Source organism: Parabacteroides sp. AF18-52, from assembly GCF_003479145.1.
Classification (GTDB): Bacteria; Bacteroidota; Bacteroidia; order Bacteroidales; family Tannerellaceae; genus Parabacteroides; species Parabacteroides faecis.
Window position 1 is genome coordinate 451,689 of sequence record NZ_QUGR01000001.1, and the last position, 16,743, is coordinate 468,431.

Here is a 16,743-nt window from a genome sequence, read left to right on the forward strand (position 1 = left end):
AATGAATAACTTTGAGTTTGCCAATCCTGTAAAAGTAGTGTTCGGGAAAGGCACAATTGCACGTTTATCCGCTTTGATCCCTGCCGGAAGCAAGGTGCTGATGGTTTATGGAGGCGGCAGTATTAAGAAAAACGGTATCTATGACCAGGTAACAAATGCGCTGAAGGGTTTTGAAGTAACCGAATTTCCTGGTATCGAAGCCAATCCGCATTATGAAACCTGTATGAAAGCAGTGGAGATCGTTAAAGAAAAAAATATTGATTTCCTGCTGGCAGTAGGAGGTGGCTCCGTTATCGATGCTACCAAGTTTATTGCAGCGGCTTATTATTATGAAGGCGAACCTTGGGATATTCTCTCCAAAGGAGGTGTTATTAAAAAGGCATTACCTTTAGGCGTTGTACTGACGTTATCGGCAACCGGCTCTGAAATGAACGAACGTTCTGTTATTTCACGTGTGGAAACCCGTGAGAAATTGAATTTCGCGAGTCCTATGGTATTCCCTCAGTTTGCCGTACTCGATCCGGAAGTGACTTATTCACTACCGGCAAGACAGGTTGCTAACGGTGTTGTGGATTCTTTCATCCATGTCGTGGAGCAATATCTGACTTATCCGGTCAATGCCAAAGTACAGGATGCTTTTTCCGAAGGTCTGATGAAGGTGATCTATGAAGAAGGCATAAAAGTTTTGGATCATCCGCATGATTACGATATCCGTGCCAACCTGATGTGGGCAGCGACCAATGCATTGAATGTGTGGATCGGCCAGGGTGTTCCGCAGGATTGGTCTTCTCATCGTATGGGATATGCTTTGACAGCTCAGTTCGGTTTGGACCATGCACAAACACTGGCTATTCTTCTGCCGGGTGTAATGACTTATATGTTCAAGGAAAAACAGGTGAAACTGGCCCGTATGGGTGAAGTCGTTTTCGGCATAACTGAAGGAACGGAAGAAGAACGTGCCCGTAAAACAATTACAGCCTGCGAAGACTTTTTCCGCCGTATGGGGCTGAAAACCCGTTTGAGCGAATGCGGTATTAAAGAAAGCGATCTGGATGCACTTTCAGCTCCGGTGGATAAACAAGGCTGGCATTTGGGTGAACATCATAATATTGACAGTAAGGTAACACGCGACATTCTGATGTTGCGTTTATAAGGAGAAAGATGCTGAAAGGTAAACATATCATACTAGGAATAACAGGAAGTATAGCGGCTTATAAGGCAGCCTATATTATCCGTGCATTAGTCAAAAAAGGAGCTGAAGTGCAGGTTGTGATAACCCCGGCGGGAAAAGAGTTTATTACCCCCATAACCCTCTCTGCGTTAAGCAGTAATCCTGTTATCAGTGAGTTTTTCTCTAACCGTGACGGTTCCTGGCACAGCCATGTCGATCTGGGTTTGTGGGCTGATGCGATGCTGATCGCTCCGGCAACGGCTTCGACGATCGGCAAGATGGCGAACGGAATAGCCGATAATATGTTGGTGACCACCTATCTGTCATGTAAGGCACCTGTTTTCATCGCACCGGCAATGGACCTGGATATGTTCGCCCACCCTTCGACACAGCAGAACCTGGACCGTCTCCGTTCATTCGGAAACCATATCATTGAACCTGCTGAAGGCGAACTGGCAAGCCATCTAGTAGGTAAAGGCAGGATGGAAGAACCGGATAAGATCATTGCCGTTCTGGAAGAGTTTTTTGTTTCCCAAACTGCCCTTGAAAAAAAAAAGATTGTAATAACAGCCGGTCCGACGTACGAAAAGATTGATCCCGTACGTTTTATAGGTAACTATTCTTCCGGGAAGATGGGATTTGCACTGGCGGAGGCTTGTGCACAGCAAGGAGCGGAGGTAACATTGATAGCCGGTCCGGTATCGTTGACGACTGTGCATCCGAACATACATCGGGTGGATGTGGAGTCAGCCGAAGAAATGTATCAGGCAGCTATAGCAGCTTTTCCGGATGCGGATGCCGGTATCTTATGTGCGGCAGTAGCTGATTACCGTCCGGAGGTACAGGCGGATGAAAAGATCAAACGCGAAAGTAAAGAAGAGATGACGTTGCATCTGGTCCCGAATAAGGATATTGCTGCTTCTTTGGGAGCAATCAAGCGGGAAGGGCAGGTATTGGTCGGTTTTGCTTTGGAAACGAACAATGAAGCCACAAATGCCGAAAGCAAGTTGAAGCGGAAAAATCTCGATTTCATCGTGTTGAATTCACTTCGTGATGCTGGTGCCGGTTTCCGTTGCGATACCAATAAGATATCCATTATCGACCGTCAGGGAGAATTGACCAGTTATCCGTTGAAATCAAAACAAAGGGTAGCTGCTGATATCGTAAATAAGTTGGCAACATTATTGAAATGAAAATGATTAAAAGACTGTTATTCCTGTTCCTGTTGGGAACGATTCCTTTTATCGGTAAAGCGCAAGATAAAGCAAATGAGTTTAATGCCCAGGTCAAAATCAATAGTGATAAGATCCAAGGTACTAACAAGCAGGTATTTACTACATTGCAGAATGCTTTGATCGAGTTTATCAATAACCGGAAATGGACGGATGCGACCTTCGGTATCAACGAACGGATTGACTGTACTTTTAATATCATTATCAATGAAATGCCTTCTGATAACAGCTTCAAGGCGGAATTACAGGTTCAGGCAAGTCGCCCGGTCTACAATTCAAGTTATATAACTACGTTGCTGAACTTCCGTGACACCCAGCTCGATTTTGATTACACAGAGTTCGAACCGCTGGAATATACGGAGAATTCTCTGAGCAATAATCTTACAGCTACGGTCATATTTTATCTGTACACCATTTTAGGGCTTGATTTCGATAGTTTTTCACCTAAAGGAGGAAGCGCTTTCTACCAGCAGGCACAGCAAGTCGTTACACTGGCCCAGGCACAGATGTCATGGAATGGCTGGAAAGCTTTCGACAGTGACCGTAACCGCCATGCAATAGCGACCGCGCTGACTGAAAATGCATCGGAAGGATACCGCGATATGTGGTATAACTACCATCGCAAAGGCCTCGATGAAATGGCCGCAAATGTAGATCGTGGACGTACTACGATCCTTTCTTTATTGCCTGTCTTGGAGGAATTGAAGAAAACCCGGCCGACTTCTGTTTTATTGCAAATGTTTGCCGATTCCAAACTGGATGAAGTAGTTGCCATTTATTCCAAGGCAACCACGACTGAAAAGCAGGAAGGATATAAAATGCTGTCCAATCTGTATCCGGCAATGACTACACGTCTGGAGCCACTCAAAAAGTAAATAAGAACTATGCTGAAATCTTTATTTATACAGAATTTTGTCTTAATAGACAGCCTGGATATTCAGTTCAATAACGGCTTTTCGGTTATCACCGGTGAAACGGGAGCCGGAAAGTCTATTATTTTAGGGGCCTTATCGTTGGTGCTCGGGCAACGGGCAGACGGGAAGAGTATTAAGAACGGCTCGGATAAATGTGTGATGGAAGCAACTTTCGATGTATCCAAGTATCAGTTGGAAGAGTTTTTCCATGTGAACGACCTCGAATATGATCCGGAAATCTGTATCCTTCGCCGGGAATTGTTCGCTTCCGGTAAATCGCGTGCGTTTGTCAACGATTCCCCTGTGTCTCTTACTGTTATGAAGGAACTCGGTAGTCGCCTGATCGATATCCATTCGCAACATCAGAACTTGTTGTTGGGAGATAACCGTTTCCAGTTGAAGGTGATCGATGTAATGGCGGAAAATGAAATACTTCTGATTCTGTACCGGAAAGAATACCGGCGTTATCAGTCTTTGAAACGGGAATTGAAAGAGTTGGAAGAAAAGGCAGGGCAGAACCGGCAGGAAGAGGATTATATCCGTTTTCAGTTGGAGCAACTGACCGATGCCCGTCTGGTTGCCGGAGAACAGGAAGAACTGGAACAGGAATTGGAAACCTTGTCCCATGCCGAAGACATCAAAAGTTCCTTATATAAGATAACCGAATTACTGAATGGCGAAGAACAGGGAAGTGTCCGGCTTATCAAAGAAGCTCTTTCAACGGTCGATTCGTTGGAACGTTACTATCCTAAAGCCAAAGAGATTGCAGAACGTTTGCGCTCTGCTTATATCGACCTGAACGACCTGGCCTCGGAGACTGATGTTCTGAAAGAAGATGTTGAATTCAACCCGGAGCGCCTGGAATGGGTAAATGAACGTCTGAACACCTTGTATACATTGGAACAAAAACACCGGGTTGCCACTGTGGAAGAATTGATCGCGATACAGGATAAATATACTGAACAATTACGCGATATAGATTCTTTTGACGAACAGATCGATGTTCTGAAAGGACAATTGGATATTTCTTATCAGGAATTACTCCAACAGGCAGCCGTTTTAAGCGAACAGCGTAAGATAGCATCGAATGCAATAGCCAAACAGTTAGTGAAAATGGTTATTCCATTGGGAATGCCGAATGTTCGTTTTGCTGTGGATTTTGTTGCCAGACTGGAACCGGAAAGCGATGGAATGGACGATATACGTTTTCTTTTCTCTGCCAATAAGAGTGGAGAACTACAACCTGTTGCTCAAACAGCATCCGGTGGTGAAATTTCCCGCCTTATGTTATGTATAAAAGCAATGATTGCCGGATTCACAGCTCTACCAGCTATTATTTTCGATGAAGTAGATACAGGAGTTTCCGGTGATATCGCCGATAAAATGGGGGATATTATGCAGGATCTGGGATCAAAGATGCAGGTGATCACTATCACTCATTTACCTCAGATTGCCGCCAAAGGAAAAGATCATTTCTTTGTCTATAAGGAAGATACATCCGAACGTACGATAACCCGAATCAAGAAACTCAACAAGGAAGAACGGATCAAGGAAGTTGCCCGTATGTTGAGTGGCGCATCGTTGACCGGAGCTTCTATCGCCAACGCAAAAGAATTGTTGAAGGTCAAACGTTGATCAGGCCGTTAAACCATTTCTTCTTTAGCTGGTCATAGAAGTAATTACTAACTAAAAACGAAAAGTCATGAAACGGATTAGCTTTATATGTTTGTTGATTTTGTTATGTAGTTTGCCGGGACAAGCTCAGTTTTGGATCAGTTTTGGTTGGAATGAACCCCATTGCCAGAGTTGCCTCTGGATGGAGCAGGCCATGCGGTTGAATGGAAGACAGGCGGCCGATTATCATAATATCGTACATAAATACGGTCAGAAGATAGAGAAAGAGGCCCGTAAACATTATCGTTACTGGGACCAGTCTGCAAAGAAGATCTTTAATCTGCGTATGGAGCGCGACCGTAAATTACAGCGTGTCCTTTCTCCTTCGCAGTTCCGCCTGTATGTTCGCTTTGTTCGTGAACGTCCGCAGCGTATTCATGATTATCAGGGTTGGTATAATAATCCTCATTATCCGAATTACCGTCCGTCCGATGTTTGTTGGCGTTATGAAGATCATTACTGGCATAATCAATGGGAATATTCAAACGGACGATGGAATGGACGTTTTGATGATGGCAAATGGTATCGGGGTAAATACGATCGTCCCGGTCATCATGATAACGGACAGTGGCGCCCGGACAATCATAACCGTCCCAATCCAAATCATAACCAGCATTTCAATAAACCATCGAAACCGGGAAATGACCGGTATGACCGGGATAAAAGATCCGATAAGCGGGGAGACAGCTATCGCAGTAATGAAAAACGCAATGACAAGCGTGATAAAGATAAAAAAGAGAAGGAAAAAGAGAATAAACGACAGGAAAGTAAACGTTCCGAAGTTTATCGCAGAAGCTAAAAACATATTAAGTGAACTTTCCTGAACATGAGTTTGTTCCTATTATAAAGAATAAACTCATGTTCACACATTTTCTGAATATTCTGGCTACGGTTATCAGCGTGGTAAGTTTACTGATCGTTACTTACGGAGCGCTGGTTGCTTTTATATCTTTTCTAGGAAATGAACTCAAGCGGTTTACCGGCCAATACTCAACAGTCAATATCCGCCGGCTACGAGCTGAATTAGGAACTTATTTGTTATTAGGATTGGAGTTGCTGATAGCTTCCGATATTCTTAAAACCGTCCTGGAACCCAGTTTGGACGAACTGGCTATCCTTGGCGGTATTGTTGTTTTAAGGACTGTCCTTTCTGTTTTCCTGAATAAGGAAATAAAGGAACTGGAAAGTGAAAAGCAGGCTTCATAGTTTGTTGAAATTAGGATATATCGTTAAAAATAGTACTTTTGCATTGCAGTAAAAGTAGACGGATGTTCAGAGTCAATAAGCAGATATTATTATTTATAGCAGGTTGCGTATGGATCATAGCCGGAGTCAATATTCTCCGGATCGGGATTCTCACGTGGATGCATGATGCTCATTACTCTGTGCTTAAGGTGGGAGAAGCCGTTATTGTGTTCCTCTTGTTCCTCAATTTCGTATTCCTACGTTTGTTCAGGAAGCATAGCCGGCGTATCGCTCAAAAAGGAGAAAAGAATTGTCCTTTCTCTTTCTTTGATGTTAAAGGTTGGGTTGTGATGTTTTTCATGATCATTTTAGGAGTAGGAATCCGTCATTCCCGGTTATTACCCGATTCCTTTATTTCTGTTTTTTATACAGGCCTCTCTTCAGCCCTTATCATCACCGGAATATTATTTCTTATTCAAGGCGTGAAGGAACGGCGAAACAGTAAATAACCAGCAATTATGGCAAAAATTGAAGTTGGAAGTCTAAGTAACTACTTTGGTAACAAATAAAAGGGATTGGGGCATTTGAAGAAGAATTTAGATGAATTTTATACATAAAACTTTTTGATAATCATTATTATATCTATTTTTGTATTAGATGCATTAACATCTAAAGAGTTTGCTGGATTTGCTAATTATGGATAAATTCTATTACGTATGAAAAAGTACAGTATATTATTAGTGTTATCACTTATTTGTTTGTTTTCAACGGCTCAAAATGACAACGTAAATAAAGTAAAAGCTGTTATTGATAAATACAATAAAGTTACAGGGCTTGATAAATTATCCAAAAATCCACCAAAAACATTTTTACAAGAATCTAAAATGACTTCTTTTTTTTCCGATCAACCAAATATTTCCTGGATAACAATTATTGGTGATTCTGAGAATGAAAGAGCGTATATGGTGCAAGAGTCATCAGATAATAGTAAAATCGAAACGCTATTTAATAAAGATAGGGGATGGATCCTAACTAATGATGGAACAACTTTGGAACTTGATGAGAACATGTTATCCTCTATGTCTAAGTTAACCGATTTTCTAAAATCATCAACCGCTTCAATGACAGATATTTCAAATATGAAATATGTCGAAACTATTACTGAAGGTAAAAATACATATAACGTTTTACAGTTGATTTCCCCTGAAAACAGCAAGGTCAATATGTACTTTAATGAAAGAACGGGACTTTTGGATTACTCAATTTCCTTTTTGAATGAAGAACAAAAGAAGGTATTACATACTGAACAACAGAAACAAACGTTTAATAACTATACTCAGTTTGGAGATGTAATGTTGCCTGATTTTTATACTGAGAACAACGGCAAAATAGGTCTAATGTTTGAAACAAAAAGAATATCATTGGATTATCCTATTGACAATGTTGATTTCTCGGAGAATAAGTTTAAATTAGGTTTGGATGCTTATTCGTATTATTCTAAAGGGTTAAACACAGAAAATGACAGAGAAGCTATCGAATTATTTGATAAGGCAATAACTATTCGTCCTAATTATATTGATGCTCATTTGGCAAGGATTAAGAATTATCAGAATTTGAATGATTACCAATCCGCCATTAATTTGTGTGATAGATTATTAAGAATAGATGACAATAATACAAGTGCGTTGTTTTATAGAGCTTCTTCATATTTAATTTTAGGTAATTATAGTAAGGCAAAGAATGATTGTAAAACAATTCTTGCATATGAGCCGGAAAATAAGGTGATAAGTGAATTTATGGATAATATCAGTAAAATTGAAAATGAAAATATTGCTATTAAAAATGAAATAAAAGAGAATCAAAAAGCAGAAAAGAAAAAAACAGTAATGAACATCATATTAGGTTGTTTGTCGATTGCTAATGACTTTGCAAATTATTATGTATCGACAAATACGGAAGGCGGAAGTTTTAATTCTGGAAGTTCTAGCAATATTAAATACACTTCTTCAAGGCAAGTTTGTCCTACTTGTCGGGGAACTGGTAAAAATGAAACAAGAGAAAGACCTCCTTTCTACGATTATTCGACAGAAACAAATGATCATCCTGCATGTTCAATATGTGGAGACAAATCTAATCACTGGCATAGAGATTGTTCTGGATGCGGAGGATCAGGTTATGTAAATAGATAAAAATCCTAAAGTAATAACGAAAAGGCCATGTACTTCGCAGTAGGTGGCTTTTTTATTTACATACCCAAACTATAGGGAGAGAGTTCTATAAATAAGTAACCTCTTTTTTTGTTTATAGCAATGATGTAAACAAATCCTCTCATTTTATTTTTATCTTTGCATTGAAATAGTAGAGGTGATGAACAGTAAAGATGTTTTACAAATGTTTTCTAATCTTACTAATAAATAATATAACTTACAGAGAATAAGATTGATGAAAGAAAACGAAATGGTATTCGGCATACGTGCCGTGATCGAGGCTATCCAGGCCGATAAGGAAATAGATAAAATTCTTATAAAGCGCGAGTTGCAGGGAGAACTTTCCCGCGAACTGTTTGAAGTGCTGAAAGGACGTGAGATTCCTGTACAGCGTGTACCGGCTGAACGTCTGGACCGCCTGACACGGAAGAATCACCAAGGCGTGATCGCCTTTATTCCGGCTGTCACTTATCAGCGTCTGGAAGATATTATACCATTCGTTTACGAACAGGGGAAAAATCCTTTTATCGTCTTGCTGGACGGTATTACGGATGTTCGTAATTTCGGTGCGATAGCCCGTACCTGCGAATGTGCCGGTGTGGATGCTATTGTTATTCCGGCAAAAGGAAGCGTTACGGTAAATGCGGATGCAATCAAGACATCTGCCGGAGCATTGCATGTATTGCCTGTCTGCAAAGAGAAAAGTATTGAAGAATCCATCCGTTTCCTCCAGGCAAGCGGAGTAAAAGTATATGCAGCCAGCGAGAAGGCTTACGAAAACTATACATCTATTAAATATGACGGTCCGGTCGCTATCGTAATGGGAGCGGAGGATAAAGGCGTTTCGATGGATAACCTGCGTATCTGCGACAGTATGGTAAAAATACCGCAGTTCGGAACGATCGGCTCACTGAATGTATCGGTAGCCAGCTCTATCCTGATCTATGAAGTTGTCCGCCAGCGTATGAATGAAGAACAAAACAACTAAAAAGATAAACACAATGAAAAAAGTTATTGCAACAACAAATGCGCCTGCCGCAATAGGCCCTTACAGCCAGGCTGTACAAGTAGGAAACATGCTGTTCGCTTCCGGACAACTAGGAATCGATCCCGCAACCGGTAATTTCGTGGAAGGAGCCGTAAAGGAACAGACTGCCCAGGCTTTCAAGAATGTAAAAGCGATCCTGACTGAAGCCGGATACGATATCAGCGATGTCGTAAAAACAACCGTATTTTTGGCAGATATGGGTGATTTTGCTGCGATGAACGAAGTATATGCTTCTCAATTCGAAGGTGCTTTCCCTGCCCGTTCTGCTGTTGCCGTAAAGACTTTGCCTAAGAATGGTTTGGTAGAGATCGAAGTGATAGCTGTAAAAGAATAATAATCAGTACAATTTTCATGGGGCACTATACAAAACAATGGACAGTGCCCCATAAATAAAAGATAGAGTAAAGACATATTTAGTTAGTAGCGATCACCCCATCGGCTACCTTTATGTCATCTATTTTGACTGCTCTGCCGTCTATTACTACATCGAAAGTCAGATACAGTTCGGATTTATTCATTTCAGGTATGTAATCAAAAGAAGATCTTATTGCTTCATTAGCACCTGTTTCATATGTAATTACATCCCCTTCTTCTATATCCTCTACATCCTCTCCTTTGAATGTGTAAAGTAGTCCTTTTGCTTCACCACCGGAATAACGAAGAACCGGAGTTATTTTTATAACAGCATTTTTATAGAACCACTGGGGAGGAAATATGATATTTTGGATAGTCACAGGAACCTTACCACCTATAGCCTCTAACACTTGTGGCATTGTATTGATAGAGCTTTTATCCCAAAATAGCATTGTTTTTACCGAATACCTAAATTGCGATATCAGTTTATTGTCCTTTAGAAGAGAGACAATTATACGCCCTTCTTCGTTCCAGGCTTCTAAAGGTATTAAAGTAATAGAATTGTTATTACGATTATGCTTAACTCTCCATCCGTTAGTTGCTTCAAAATCAACTGTTGTTTGTGAATCCGGATTTTCTACCTTATACGTAATCTCTTTTGTCTCATTAGCCCACATTCTTTCTGTAATCAAACCATTTTCATTTACATCAAAGAGAATTTTCATTGCTTTAGAATTTTCTTTGGGCAACTTTAATATAGTACCTGTCGTTAGTTTTAATTCGATATAGTCTCCTTTGTCCGTTACGCTTTTAAATGGAGAGTAGCCATCAACGCCATCTTTACCGTTGGTTCCATTCGCTCCGTCTTTTCCGTCGGTACCATTTACTCCATCTTTCCCGTTTTGTCCGTCTTTACCCTTAGCAGAAACCGGTTTACCATTAACTAGAAGTTCTTTAGAACCTTCTCCATAATCTACAGTCCAGTTTCCACTGGAGTTTACGCCGATAACAGGAGTCTTACCGTTTCCCCCAGTTGCCTGTACTTTATTGCCATTCGAATCTAAAACCCAGGAAGCAGAATTATCCCCAACCTTTTGTGTCCAATAAAAAATGCCATCTAACTCATCTACACCAATTACGGGATAATCACCATTCGTACCATGTTTGACCACAATGGTGTTTCCTTTAAGGAAATTAATGGCATATCCACTTTTGTCAGCCAGTTCATTTACACTGGTAATGTAATCGTTAGCTTCCAATAACGAAACAATTTGCTTCAAATCAACAATGTCGGCATTAGCCTGCTCACAGATTTTTTCTAATTTGGAAACTCTTTCTAATAAATCATCCACATCATCTCTTAAATCCTTTTGGCAGCTAGTGGATGAAAGCAAAAAAATACTCGTAAATAAAATAAAGTTCTTTTTCATATATAATCTTTACTGTAATAATCATGTCATCACAATATAAAAAACAGTCTCGTAAGACTATTGATCTACAATTGGAACAACCAAAGATAAAATAAATAACATAAAGTTTTTCTTTTCTTACGAAATAGTGTTCTCTTATTTTTTTACACACAAGGAGACGTTTCAGGTTTCAGCCACCTCGATCAATTGTTTTTCAAACGATCCGACTGACAGGTAAAAAAGAATTTAAAAAGTCAGTTCTTTTAAATATAAAATAAGGGACTTTTGACTTCAAAACATATATGCTTTGTTGACGAAACATATATGTTTTTTTCCGATGGGTCACTATGTCTTGACAAGTGGATAACTACTTCTTTAAAATGGGTAGGCATCCATAAAAAACAGGAAGTGAACGGAAAAAAATAGGACAGGAGTTATTTCAGAAAAGCCTTAAGTATATAACAAAAAAAGCCTTGTCGTTTTTTGAAAAAACTGCAAGGCTTTTTTCCTTTTTATAACGTTTCAGTATAATCTACTCACATATAATATATTAAGACGACTGAAACCTGAAACGTGAGTTATAAAAACTTCCGGAGAGACAGGACCATTTATCCAATCATCTGAACACTACGTTTGATAAACTGGCTTAACGCTTCGCCTTTCAGCATACCATTGGCAAGCAAAGCCAAATCGATCAACTGGCTGACCAACTTGTTGCTGCCTGCATATTCTGCCAGGATAGCATCACGCTGTGATGTCAGCTCATCGATCTTATGGTTCGTATTTGTCATGTCTTCTTTTTCTTCGGAAGTGATCTCTTCTTCCTTCTTCTTACTCTGAGCGTCACGAAGATCGGATTGACGAGCTTTCCAACCTTTCAGGTCTGCCAGGATCGGTTTCAACTTCTCTTCGCAGTTCTGTTCTTCTTCAGAAAGCACTTTCTTAACCAGTTCATGATCCGTATTCAATACCAGGTTGTAGTTGTCAGGTATTTCGCCATAGAATGACATACCCGGTTGCATAGCAGACATTTCACGCATACGGCGCATATATTCGCTCTGTGTAAGCATTACAGGATTTGAGTTTTCACCCAATGCTTCGAAAGTAACGATAAAGTCCGTCTTTTCGATCTTCGGCAACTGGCTCTTAAACATTTCCTGCAGGGCATTCTTCTGATCTTCATCCAATGTTACCTGGCCTACATTTTCCTTACGGATCAGGTTATCGATCGTATCGCTGTCTACACGGACGAAACGAGTCTTGTCGAACTTCTGTTCCAACTGGCTGATAACATGTACATCCAGCTGGCCGTCCATGATCAATACACTGTATGCTTTATCTTTAGCAGCCTGGATGTAGCTGTACTGGTCATTGGCATTCGTTGTATACAGATAAATCAGGTTGCCGTCTTTGTCTGTCTGGTTGGTTTCAACCAATGCTTTGTATTCTTCAAATGTATAGTATTTGCCGTCGACATCTTTCAGAAGAGCAAACTTAGCGCCGCGATCGTAGAACTTTTCATCGCTTAACATACCATACTGGATAAATAACTTCAGGCTATCCCATTTCTCTTCAAACTGAGGACGGTCGTTCTTGAATATTTCTTCCAGACGGTCGGCCACTTTCTTGGTGATATGGTTGGAAATCTTCTTCACATTCTGGTCGCTCTGCAGATAAGAACGGGAAACATTCAAAGGAATATCCGGAGAGTCGAGTACGCCATGCAATAATGTCAGGAATTCAGGAACAATGCCTTCCACAGAGTCTGTAACGAATACCTGGTTGCTGTAAAGCTGAATCTTATTACGATGCAGGTCGAGATTGCTCTTGATACGCGGGAAATACAGAATACCTGTCAGGTTGAACGGATAATCCACATTCAGATGAATCCAGAACAAAGGTTCTTCCGACATAGGATAGAGGTCACGATAGAATTTCTTATAATCTTCATCGGTCATATCGGTCGGTTTGCGAACCCATGCCGGTGTGATCTCATTAATGATATTATCTTCGTCGGTATCGACATATTTGCCGTCTTTCCATTCCTGCTTTTTACCGAAGGCAATAGGTACCGGAAGGAAACGGCAGTATTTCGTCAGCAAGCCGCTGATCTTGTCTTTATTCAGGAAGTCTTTGTTTTCATCGTCGATATACAGGATGATATCTGTACCGCGATCCTCTTTCTGTGTTTCTTCCAGTGTATATTCAGGTGTACCGTCGCAACTCCATTTCATAGGAACGGCACCTTCCTTGTAAGATTTGGTAACGATCTCTACTTTCTTCGAAACCATGAAAGAAGAATAGAAACCAAGACCGAAATGTCCGATGATAGCTGCCGCGTCGTTCTTGTATTTTTCTACGAACTCTTCAGCACCGGAGAAGGCAATCTGGTTAATATATTTGTCGATCTCTTCGGCCGTCATACCGATACCACGATCGGAGATCTTGATGATCTTGTCGTCGAAACTTACATGGACCGTTAAATCTCCTAACTCACCTTTAAATTCTCCGACAGATGCCAGCGTTTTTAATTTCTGAGTCGCATCGACAGCATTTGACACTAATTCACGAAGAAAGATTTCGTGATCACTATACAAAAACTTCTTAATGATAGGGAAGATGTTCTCGCTTGTAACACCAATGTTTCCTTGTTTAGCCATTTTCTTTATATTTTTATGTTACACTAATTCGTTTGACGTTACGATATAAACAAAAAAAATGCCAGATAGGTTCTATCTGACATTTTGACTTTATTACCGGAAGAAACGACTTATTCCTGTTCCTTCTTTTCTACGGATGTTACTATTTTCTGTTCCTCCTTGTTGAAGTCTACAACGATCTTGTCGCCTTCGCCAACAGAAGCACGGATGATCAGCTCAGCCATTTCGTCTTCCAGATATTTCTGGATGGCGCGTTTCAGCGGACGGGCACCAAACTGTACGTCGTAGCCTTTCGTTGCGATGAAGTCTTTCGCCTCGTCGGTAAGCACCAATTCGTACCCCAGACCACAAACACGTTTGTAAAGTCCCTGTAACTCAATATCGATGATCTTGTGGATCGCATCTTTATCAAGCTGGTCGAACATGATAATGTCGTCGACACGGTTCAGAAATTCCGGAGCGAACGCCTTATTCAACGCTTTCTGAATTACGCTGCGTGAGAAATCCTTATCCGGTTCACCGGCTGCCTGCGAACTGAATCCGACACCACGGCCGAAGTCTTTCAACTGGCGTGTTCCGATGTTGGAAGTCATAATCAGGATCGTGTTCTTAAAATCAATCCGTCTGCCAAGACTGTCAGTCAAGCGACCTTCGTCGAGCACCTGCAACAACAGGTTGAATACATCGGGATGCGCTTTTTCGATCTCATCCAGCAATACGACAGAGTAGGGTTTACGGCGAACTTTTTCTGTTAACTGACCACCTTCTTCATAACCTACGTATCCCGGAGGTGCACCGATCAGGCGGGAAACCGCGAACTTTTCAAGATATTCACTCATGTCGATACGAACCAAAGCATCTGCCGAGTCAAACAGGTATTCTGCCAACTTCTTAGCCAGGTGAGTTTTACCCACACCTGTCGGACCTAAAAACATAAAGGTTCCGATCGGCTTGTTCGGATCTTTCAGACCGACACGGTTACGCTGGATCGCTTTTACGATCTTCTGGACAGCATCATCCTGACCGACTACCTGCTTTTTCAGGTTCTCTGCCATTTCCAGCAGTTTCAGGTTCTCTGCTTTAGCAATACGCTGAACGGGAACGCCTGACATCATGGCTACAACTTCGGCAACTTTGTCTTCATCCACCGTTTCGCGGTGCTCCTGCAATTCCTGTTCCCATTTAGATTTTGCGGCCTCCAACTGCAACAAGTACTGACGTTCTTTATCACGGAAACTTGCTGCCAGTTCGAAGTTTTGCGACTTCACGGCTGCCAGTTTTTCGGTTTTCGTATCTTCTATCTTCGCTTCCAGTTCTTCGATACTTTTCGGAACTGTAATATTAGATATATGTACGCGGGAACCGGCCTCGTCCAGGGCATCGATCGCCTTATCCGGGAAATTACGGTCACTGATATACCGTTCTGTCAGCTTAACGCAAGCTTCCAGTGCTTCGTCGGTATAAATCACATTGTGATGTTCTTCGTAACGAGGTTTGATATTTTTCAATATTTGCAATGTTTCTTCGGCGGTAGTCGGATCGACAATTACCTTTTGGAAACGACGTTCCAAAGCACCGTCTTTCTCGATGTTCTTACGATACTCATCCAAAGTCGTTGCACCGATACATTGGATTTCACCACGTGCCAAAGCCGGTTTCAGCATATTGGCAGCGTCCATAGAGCCGGAAGCCGACCCTGCACCTACGATCGTATGGATCTCATCGATAAACAGGATGATATTCGGGTTCTTTGAAAGTTCGTTCAGTATCGCTTTGATACGTTCTTCGAACTGTCCGCGGTATTTTGTTCCGGCTACGATAGAGGCCATATCCAGGCTGATCACACGCTTGTCGAACAACACCCGAGATACCTTACGCTGGATGATACGCAGAGCAAGTCCTTCTACGATAGCAGATTTACCAACCCCCGGTTCACCGATCAGCACCGGATTGTTCTTCTTACGGCGGCTCAATATCTGTGCCAGACGTTCAATTTCTTTTTCACGACCGACGATCGGATCGAGACGGTTCTCGGCTGCGGCACGTGTCATATCCGTACCGAAGTTATCCAGTACAGGTGTATCGTTCGGCGATTTCGGCTGTGCAGCACCGGCTCCGGAAGAGGAGCGGGGAGCTTCTTTACGGGAAGAGAAATCCTCGTCGTCATCGTCCTCGTCATCTGTATAACCGTCGCTGATCTCATCGATCTCTTCCAGTTCTTCCATACGGTCCATACTTGTTTCGCCTATCAGACTGTTATACACGTTACGGTAATTTATCCCGGCTTCTCCCAATGCTTTTGCGGCTACATTGAACTCTTCCTTCAAAATAGCCAGCAACAGATGTTCCGTCCCGGTCTCGTCTGTTTTAAACAAACGTGATTCTAACATACTCATTCGTAACACACGCTCTGTTGTCTTACTGATAGCTATATCGTGTAGTTCGGACTCTTCGGTTTCAAATGTATTTTTGATTTCCTGCTCAATCCTTTTCTTTATATCTAATACGTCGGCATGCAAATCATGCAGCAATTGCATGGCTTTGCCTTCACCGTCGCGGATGATACCAAGCATTAAGTGTTCCGGCCCGATATAGCTGTTCTGAAGCCTGGCGGCCTCTTCGCGGCTATATTCTATAACGTCAATAAGCCTTTTCGAATAATTATTTTTCATATTATATGAATCCTTATCTATTATAATAATGTACTGTGAATGCAAAATTAATAAACTCTCCATATATATCTAACAAATTTCATGCCATTATTCCTTAAGAAACCCCCAATATTTCTGAATAATAAAATTTCAGTGCAAAAACTTTCGTGATAAGGGGAAAAGCGTTACCTTAGTGCACTTTTTAAAAGATGAGATATTGAGTGTAATTAATATAAAA

The 16,743-nt window shown here is 41.3% G+C and carries 13 protein-coding genes; 10 read left to right on the top strand and 3 right to left on the bottom strand.

All coding sequences use genetic code 11. The features are described 5' to 3' along the window. The first annotated feature begins 1 nt into the window (after position 1). From DWX23_RS01860 to DWX23_RS01905, 10 genes are all read left to right on the top strand, one after another. Positions 2-1,153 carry an iron-containing alcohol dehydrogenase gene (locus DWX23_RS01860; RefSeq protein ID WP_122373186.1) on the top strand — a complete coding sequence of 384 codons (1,152 nt, stop codon included), beginning with the start codon at positions 2-4 and terminating at the stop codon, positions 1,151-1,153. Positions 1,154-1,161: 8 nt separating this feature from the next. Then, positions 1,162-2,364: a bifunctional phosphopantothenoylcysteine decarboxylase/phosphopantothenate--cysteine ligase CoaBC gene (gene coaBC, locus DWX23_RS01865; RefSeq protein WP_122373187.1), complete on the top strand. Its 1,203-nt coding sequence runs from the start codon at positions 1,162-1,164 to the stop codon at positions 2,362-2,364. Then, a complete protein-coding gene (locus DWX23_RS01870; protein WP_122354447.1) occupies positions 2,361-3,278 on the top strand; it encodes a DUF4835 family protein in 918 nt (305 codons plus the stop codon). Before coaBC ends, DWX23_RS01870 begins: the two co-directional genes overlap by 4 nt. A 9-nt stretch (positions 3,279-3,287) precedes the next feature. Then, complete coding sequence (gene recN / locus DWX23_RS01875) at positions 3,288-4,952, top strand: DNA repair protein RecN (protein ID WP_122373188.1); 1,665 nt, start codon at positions 3,288-3,290, stop codon at positions 4,950-4,952. A 67-nt stretch (positions 4,953-5,019) separates the two neighbouring features. Continuing rightward, positions 5,020-5,790 (top strand): hypothetical protein, encoded by a 771-nt coding sequence (locus DWX23_RS01880; protein ID WP_122373189.1) that lies wholly within the window; start codon positions 5,020-5,022, stop codon positions 5,788-5,790. Positions 5,791-5,849: 59 nt separating this feature from the next. Then, positions 5,850-6,197, top strand: coding sequence for a DUF1622 domain-containing protein (locus tag DWX23_RS01885; protein ID WP_122373190.1), 348 nt, complete (start codon positions 5,850-5,852; stop codon positions 6,195-6,197). Between the two features lie 62 nt (positions 6,198-6,259). After that, entirely contained in the window at positions 6,260-6,685 is a 426-nt protein-coding gene (locus DWX23_RS01890; RefSeq protein WP_122373191.1) for a hypothetical protein, read from the top strand. 207 nt (positions 6,686-6,892) lie between these two features. After that, positions 6,893-8,365 (top strand): tetratricopeptide repeat protein, encoded by a 1,473-nt coding sequence (locus DWX23_RS01895; protein ID WP_147382510.1) that lies wholly within the window; start codon positions 6,893-6,895, stop codon positions 8,363-8,365. Between the two features lie 253 nt (positions 8,366-8,618). Then, positions 8,619-9,371 carry a 23S rRNA (guanosine(2251)-2'-O)-methyltransferase RlmB gene (gene rlmB / locus DWX23_RS01900; RefSeq protein WP_122354442.1) on the top strand — a complete coding sequence of 251 codons (753 nt, stop codon included), beginning with the start codon at positions 8,619-8,621 and terminating at the stop codon, positions 9,369-9,371. 13 nt (positions 9,372-9,384) lie between these two features. Continuing rightward, on the top strand, positions 9,385-9,765 hold the full coding sequence (locus tag DWX23_RS01905) for a RidA family protein (protein WP_122373193.1): 381 nt from the start codon (positions 9,385-9,387) through the stop codon (positions 9,763-9,765). Positions 9,766-9,844: 79 nt separating this feature from the next. On the opposite strand, the gene DWX23_RS01910 is transcribed toward DWX23_RS01905, so the two are convergent. The 3 genes from DWX23_RS01910 to DWX23_RS01920 form a co-directional block, all read right to left on the bottom strand. After that, positions 9,845-11,215 (bottom strand): PL29 family lyase N-terminal domain-containing protein, encoded by a 1,371-nt coding sequence (locus DWX23_RS01910; protein WP_122373194.1) that lies wholly within the window; start codon positions 11,213-11,215, stop codon positions 9,845-9,847. Between the two features lie 587 nt (positions 11,216-11,802). Then, positions 11,803-13,854: a molecular chaperone HtpG gene (htpG, locus tag DWX23_RS01915; protein ID WP_122373195.1), complete on the bottom strand. Its 2,052-nt coding sequence runs from the start codon at positions 13,852-13,854 to the stop codon at positions 11,803-11,805. Between the two features lie 110 nt (positions 13,855-13,964). Further along, on the bottom strand, positions 13,965-16,526 hold the full coding sequence (locus tag DWX23_RS01920; RefSeq protein ID WP_122373479.1) for an ATP-dependent Clp protease ATP-binding subunit: 2,562 nt from the start codon (positions 16,524-16,526) through the stop codon (positions 13,965-13,967). Positions 16,527-16,743: the final 217 nt, after the last annotated feature.

Bases quoted from the DNA above. Each gene is read 5' to 3' on its own strand.
- DWX23_RS01860 (WP_122373186.1), top strand. From the start codon at position 2: ATGAATAACTTTGAGTTTGCCAATCCTGTAAAAGTAGTGTTCGGGAAA.
- coaBC (WP_122373187.1), top strand. From the start codon at position 1,162: ATGCTGAAAGGTAAACATATCATACTAGGAATAACAGGAAGTATAGCG.
- DWX23_RS01870 (WP_122354447.1), top strand. From the start codon at position 2,361: ATGAAAATGATTAAAAGACTGTTATTCCTGTTCCTGTTGGGAACGATT.
- recN (WP_122373188.1), top strand. From the start codon at position 3,288: ATGCTGAAATCTTTATTTATACAGAATTTTGTCTTAATAGACAGCCTG.
- DWX23_RS01880 (WP_122373189.1), top strand. From the start codon at position 5,020: ATGAAACGGATTAGCTTTATATGTTTGTTGATTTTGTTATGTAGTTTG.
- DWX23_RS01885 (WP_122373190.1), top strand. From the start codon at position 5,850: ATGTTCACACATTTTCTGAATATTCTGGCTACGGTTATCAGCGTGGTA.
- DWX23_RS01890 (WP_122373191.1), top strand. From the start codon at position 6,260: ATGTTCAGAGTCAATAAGCAGATATTATTATTTATAGCAGGTTGCGTA.
- DWX23_RS01895 (WP_147382510.1), top strand. From the start codon at position 6,893: ATGAAAAAGTACAGTATATTATTAGTGTTATCACTTATTTGTTTGTTT.
- rlmB (WP_122354442.1), top strand. From the start codon at position 8,619: ATGAAAGAAAACGAAATGGTATTCGGCATACGTGCCGTGATCGAGGCT.
- DWX23_RS01905 (WP_122373193.1), top strand. From the start codon at position 9,385: ATGAAAAAAGTTATTGCAACAACAAATGCGCCTGCCGCAATAGGCCCT.
- DWX23_RS01910 (WP_122373194.1), bottom strand. From the start codon at position 11,215: ATGAAAAAGAACTTTATTTTATTTACGAGTATTTTTTTGCTTTCATCC.
- htpG (WP_122373195.1), bottom strand. From the start codon at position 13,854: ATGGCTAAACAAGGAAACATTGGTGTTACAAGCGAGAACATCTTCCCT.
- DWX23_RS01920 (WP_122373479.1), bottom strand. From the start codon at position 16,526: ATGAAAAATAATTATTCGAAAAGGCTTATTGACGTTATAGAATATAGC.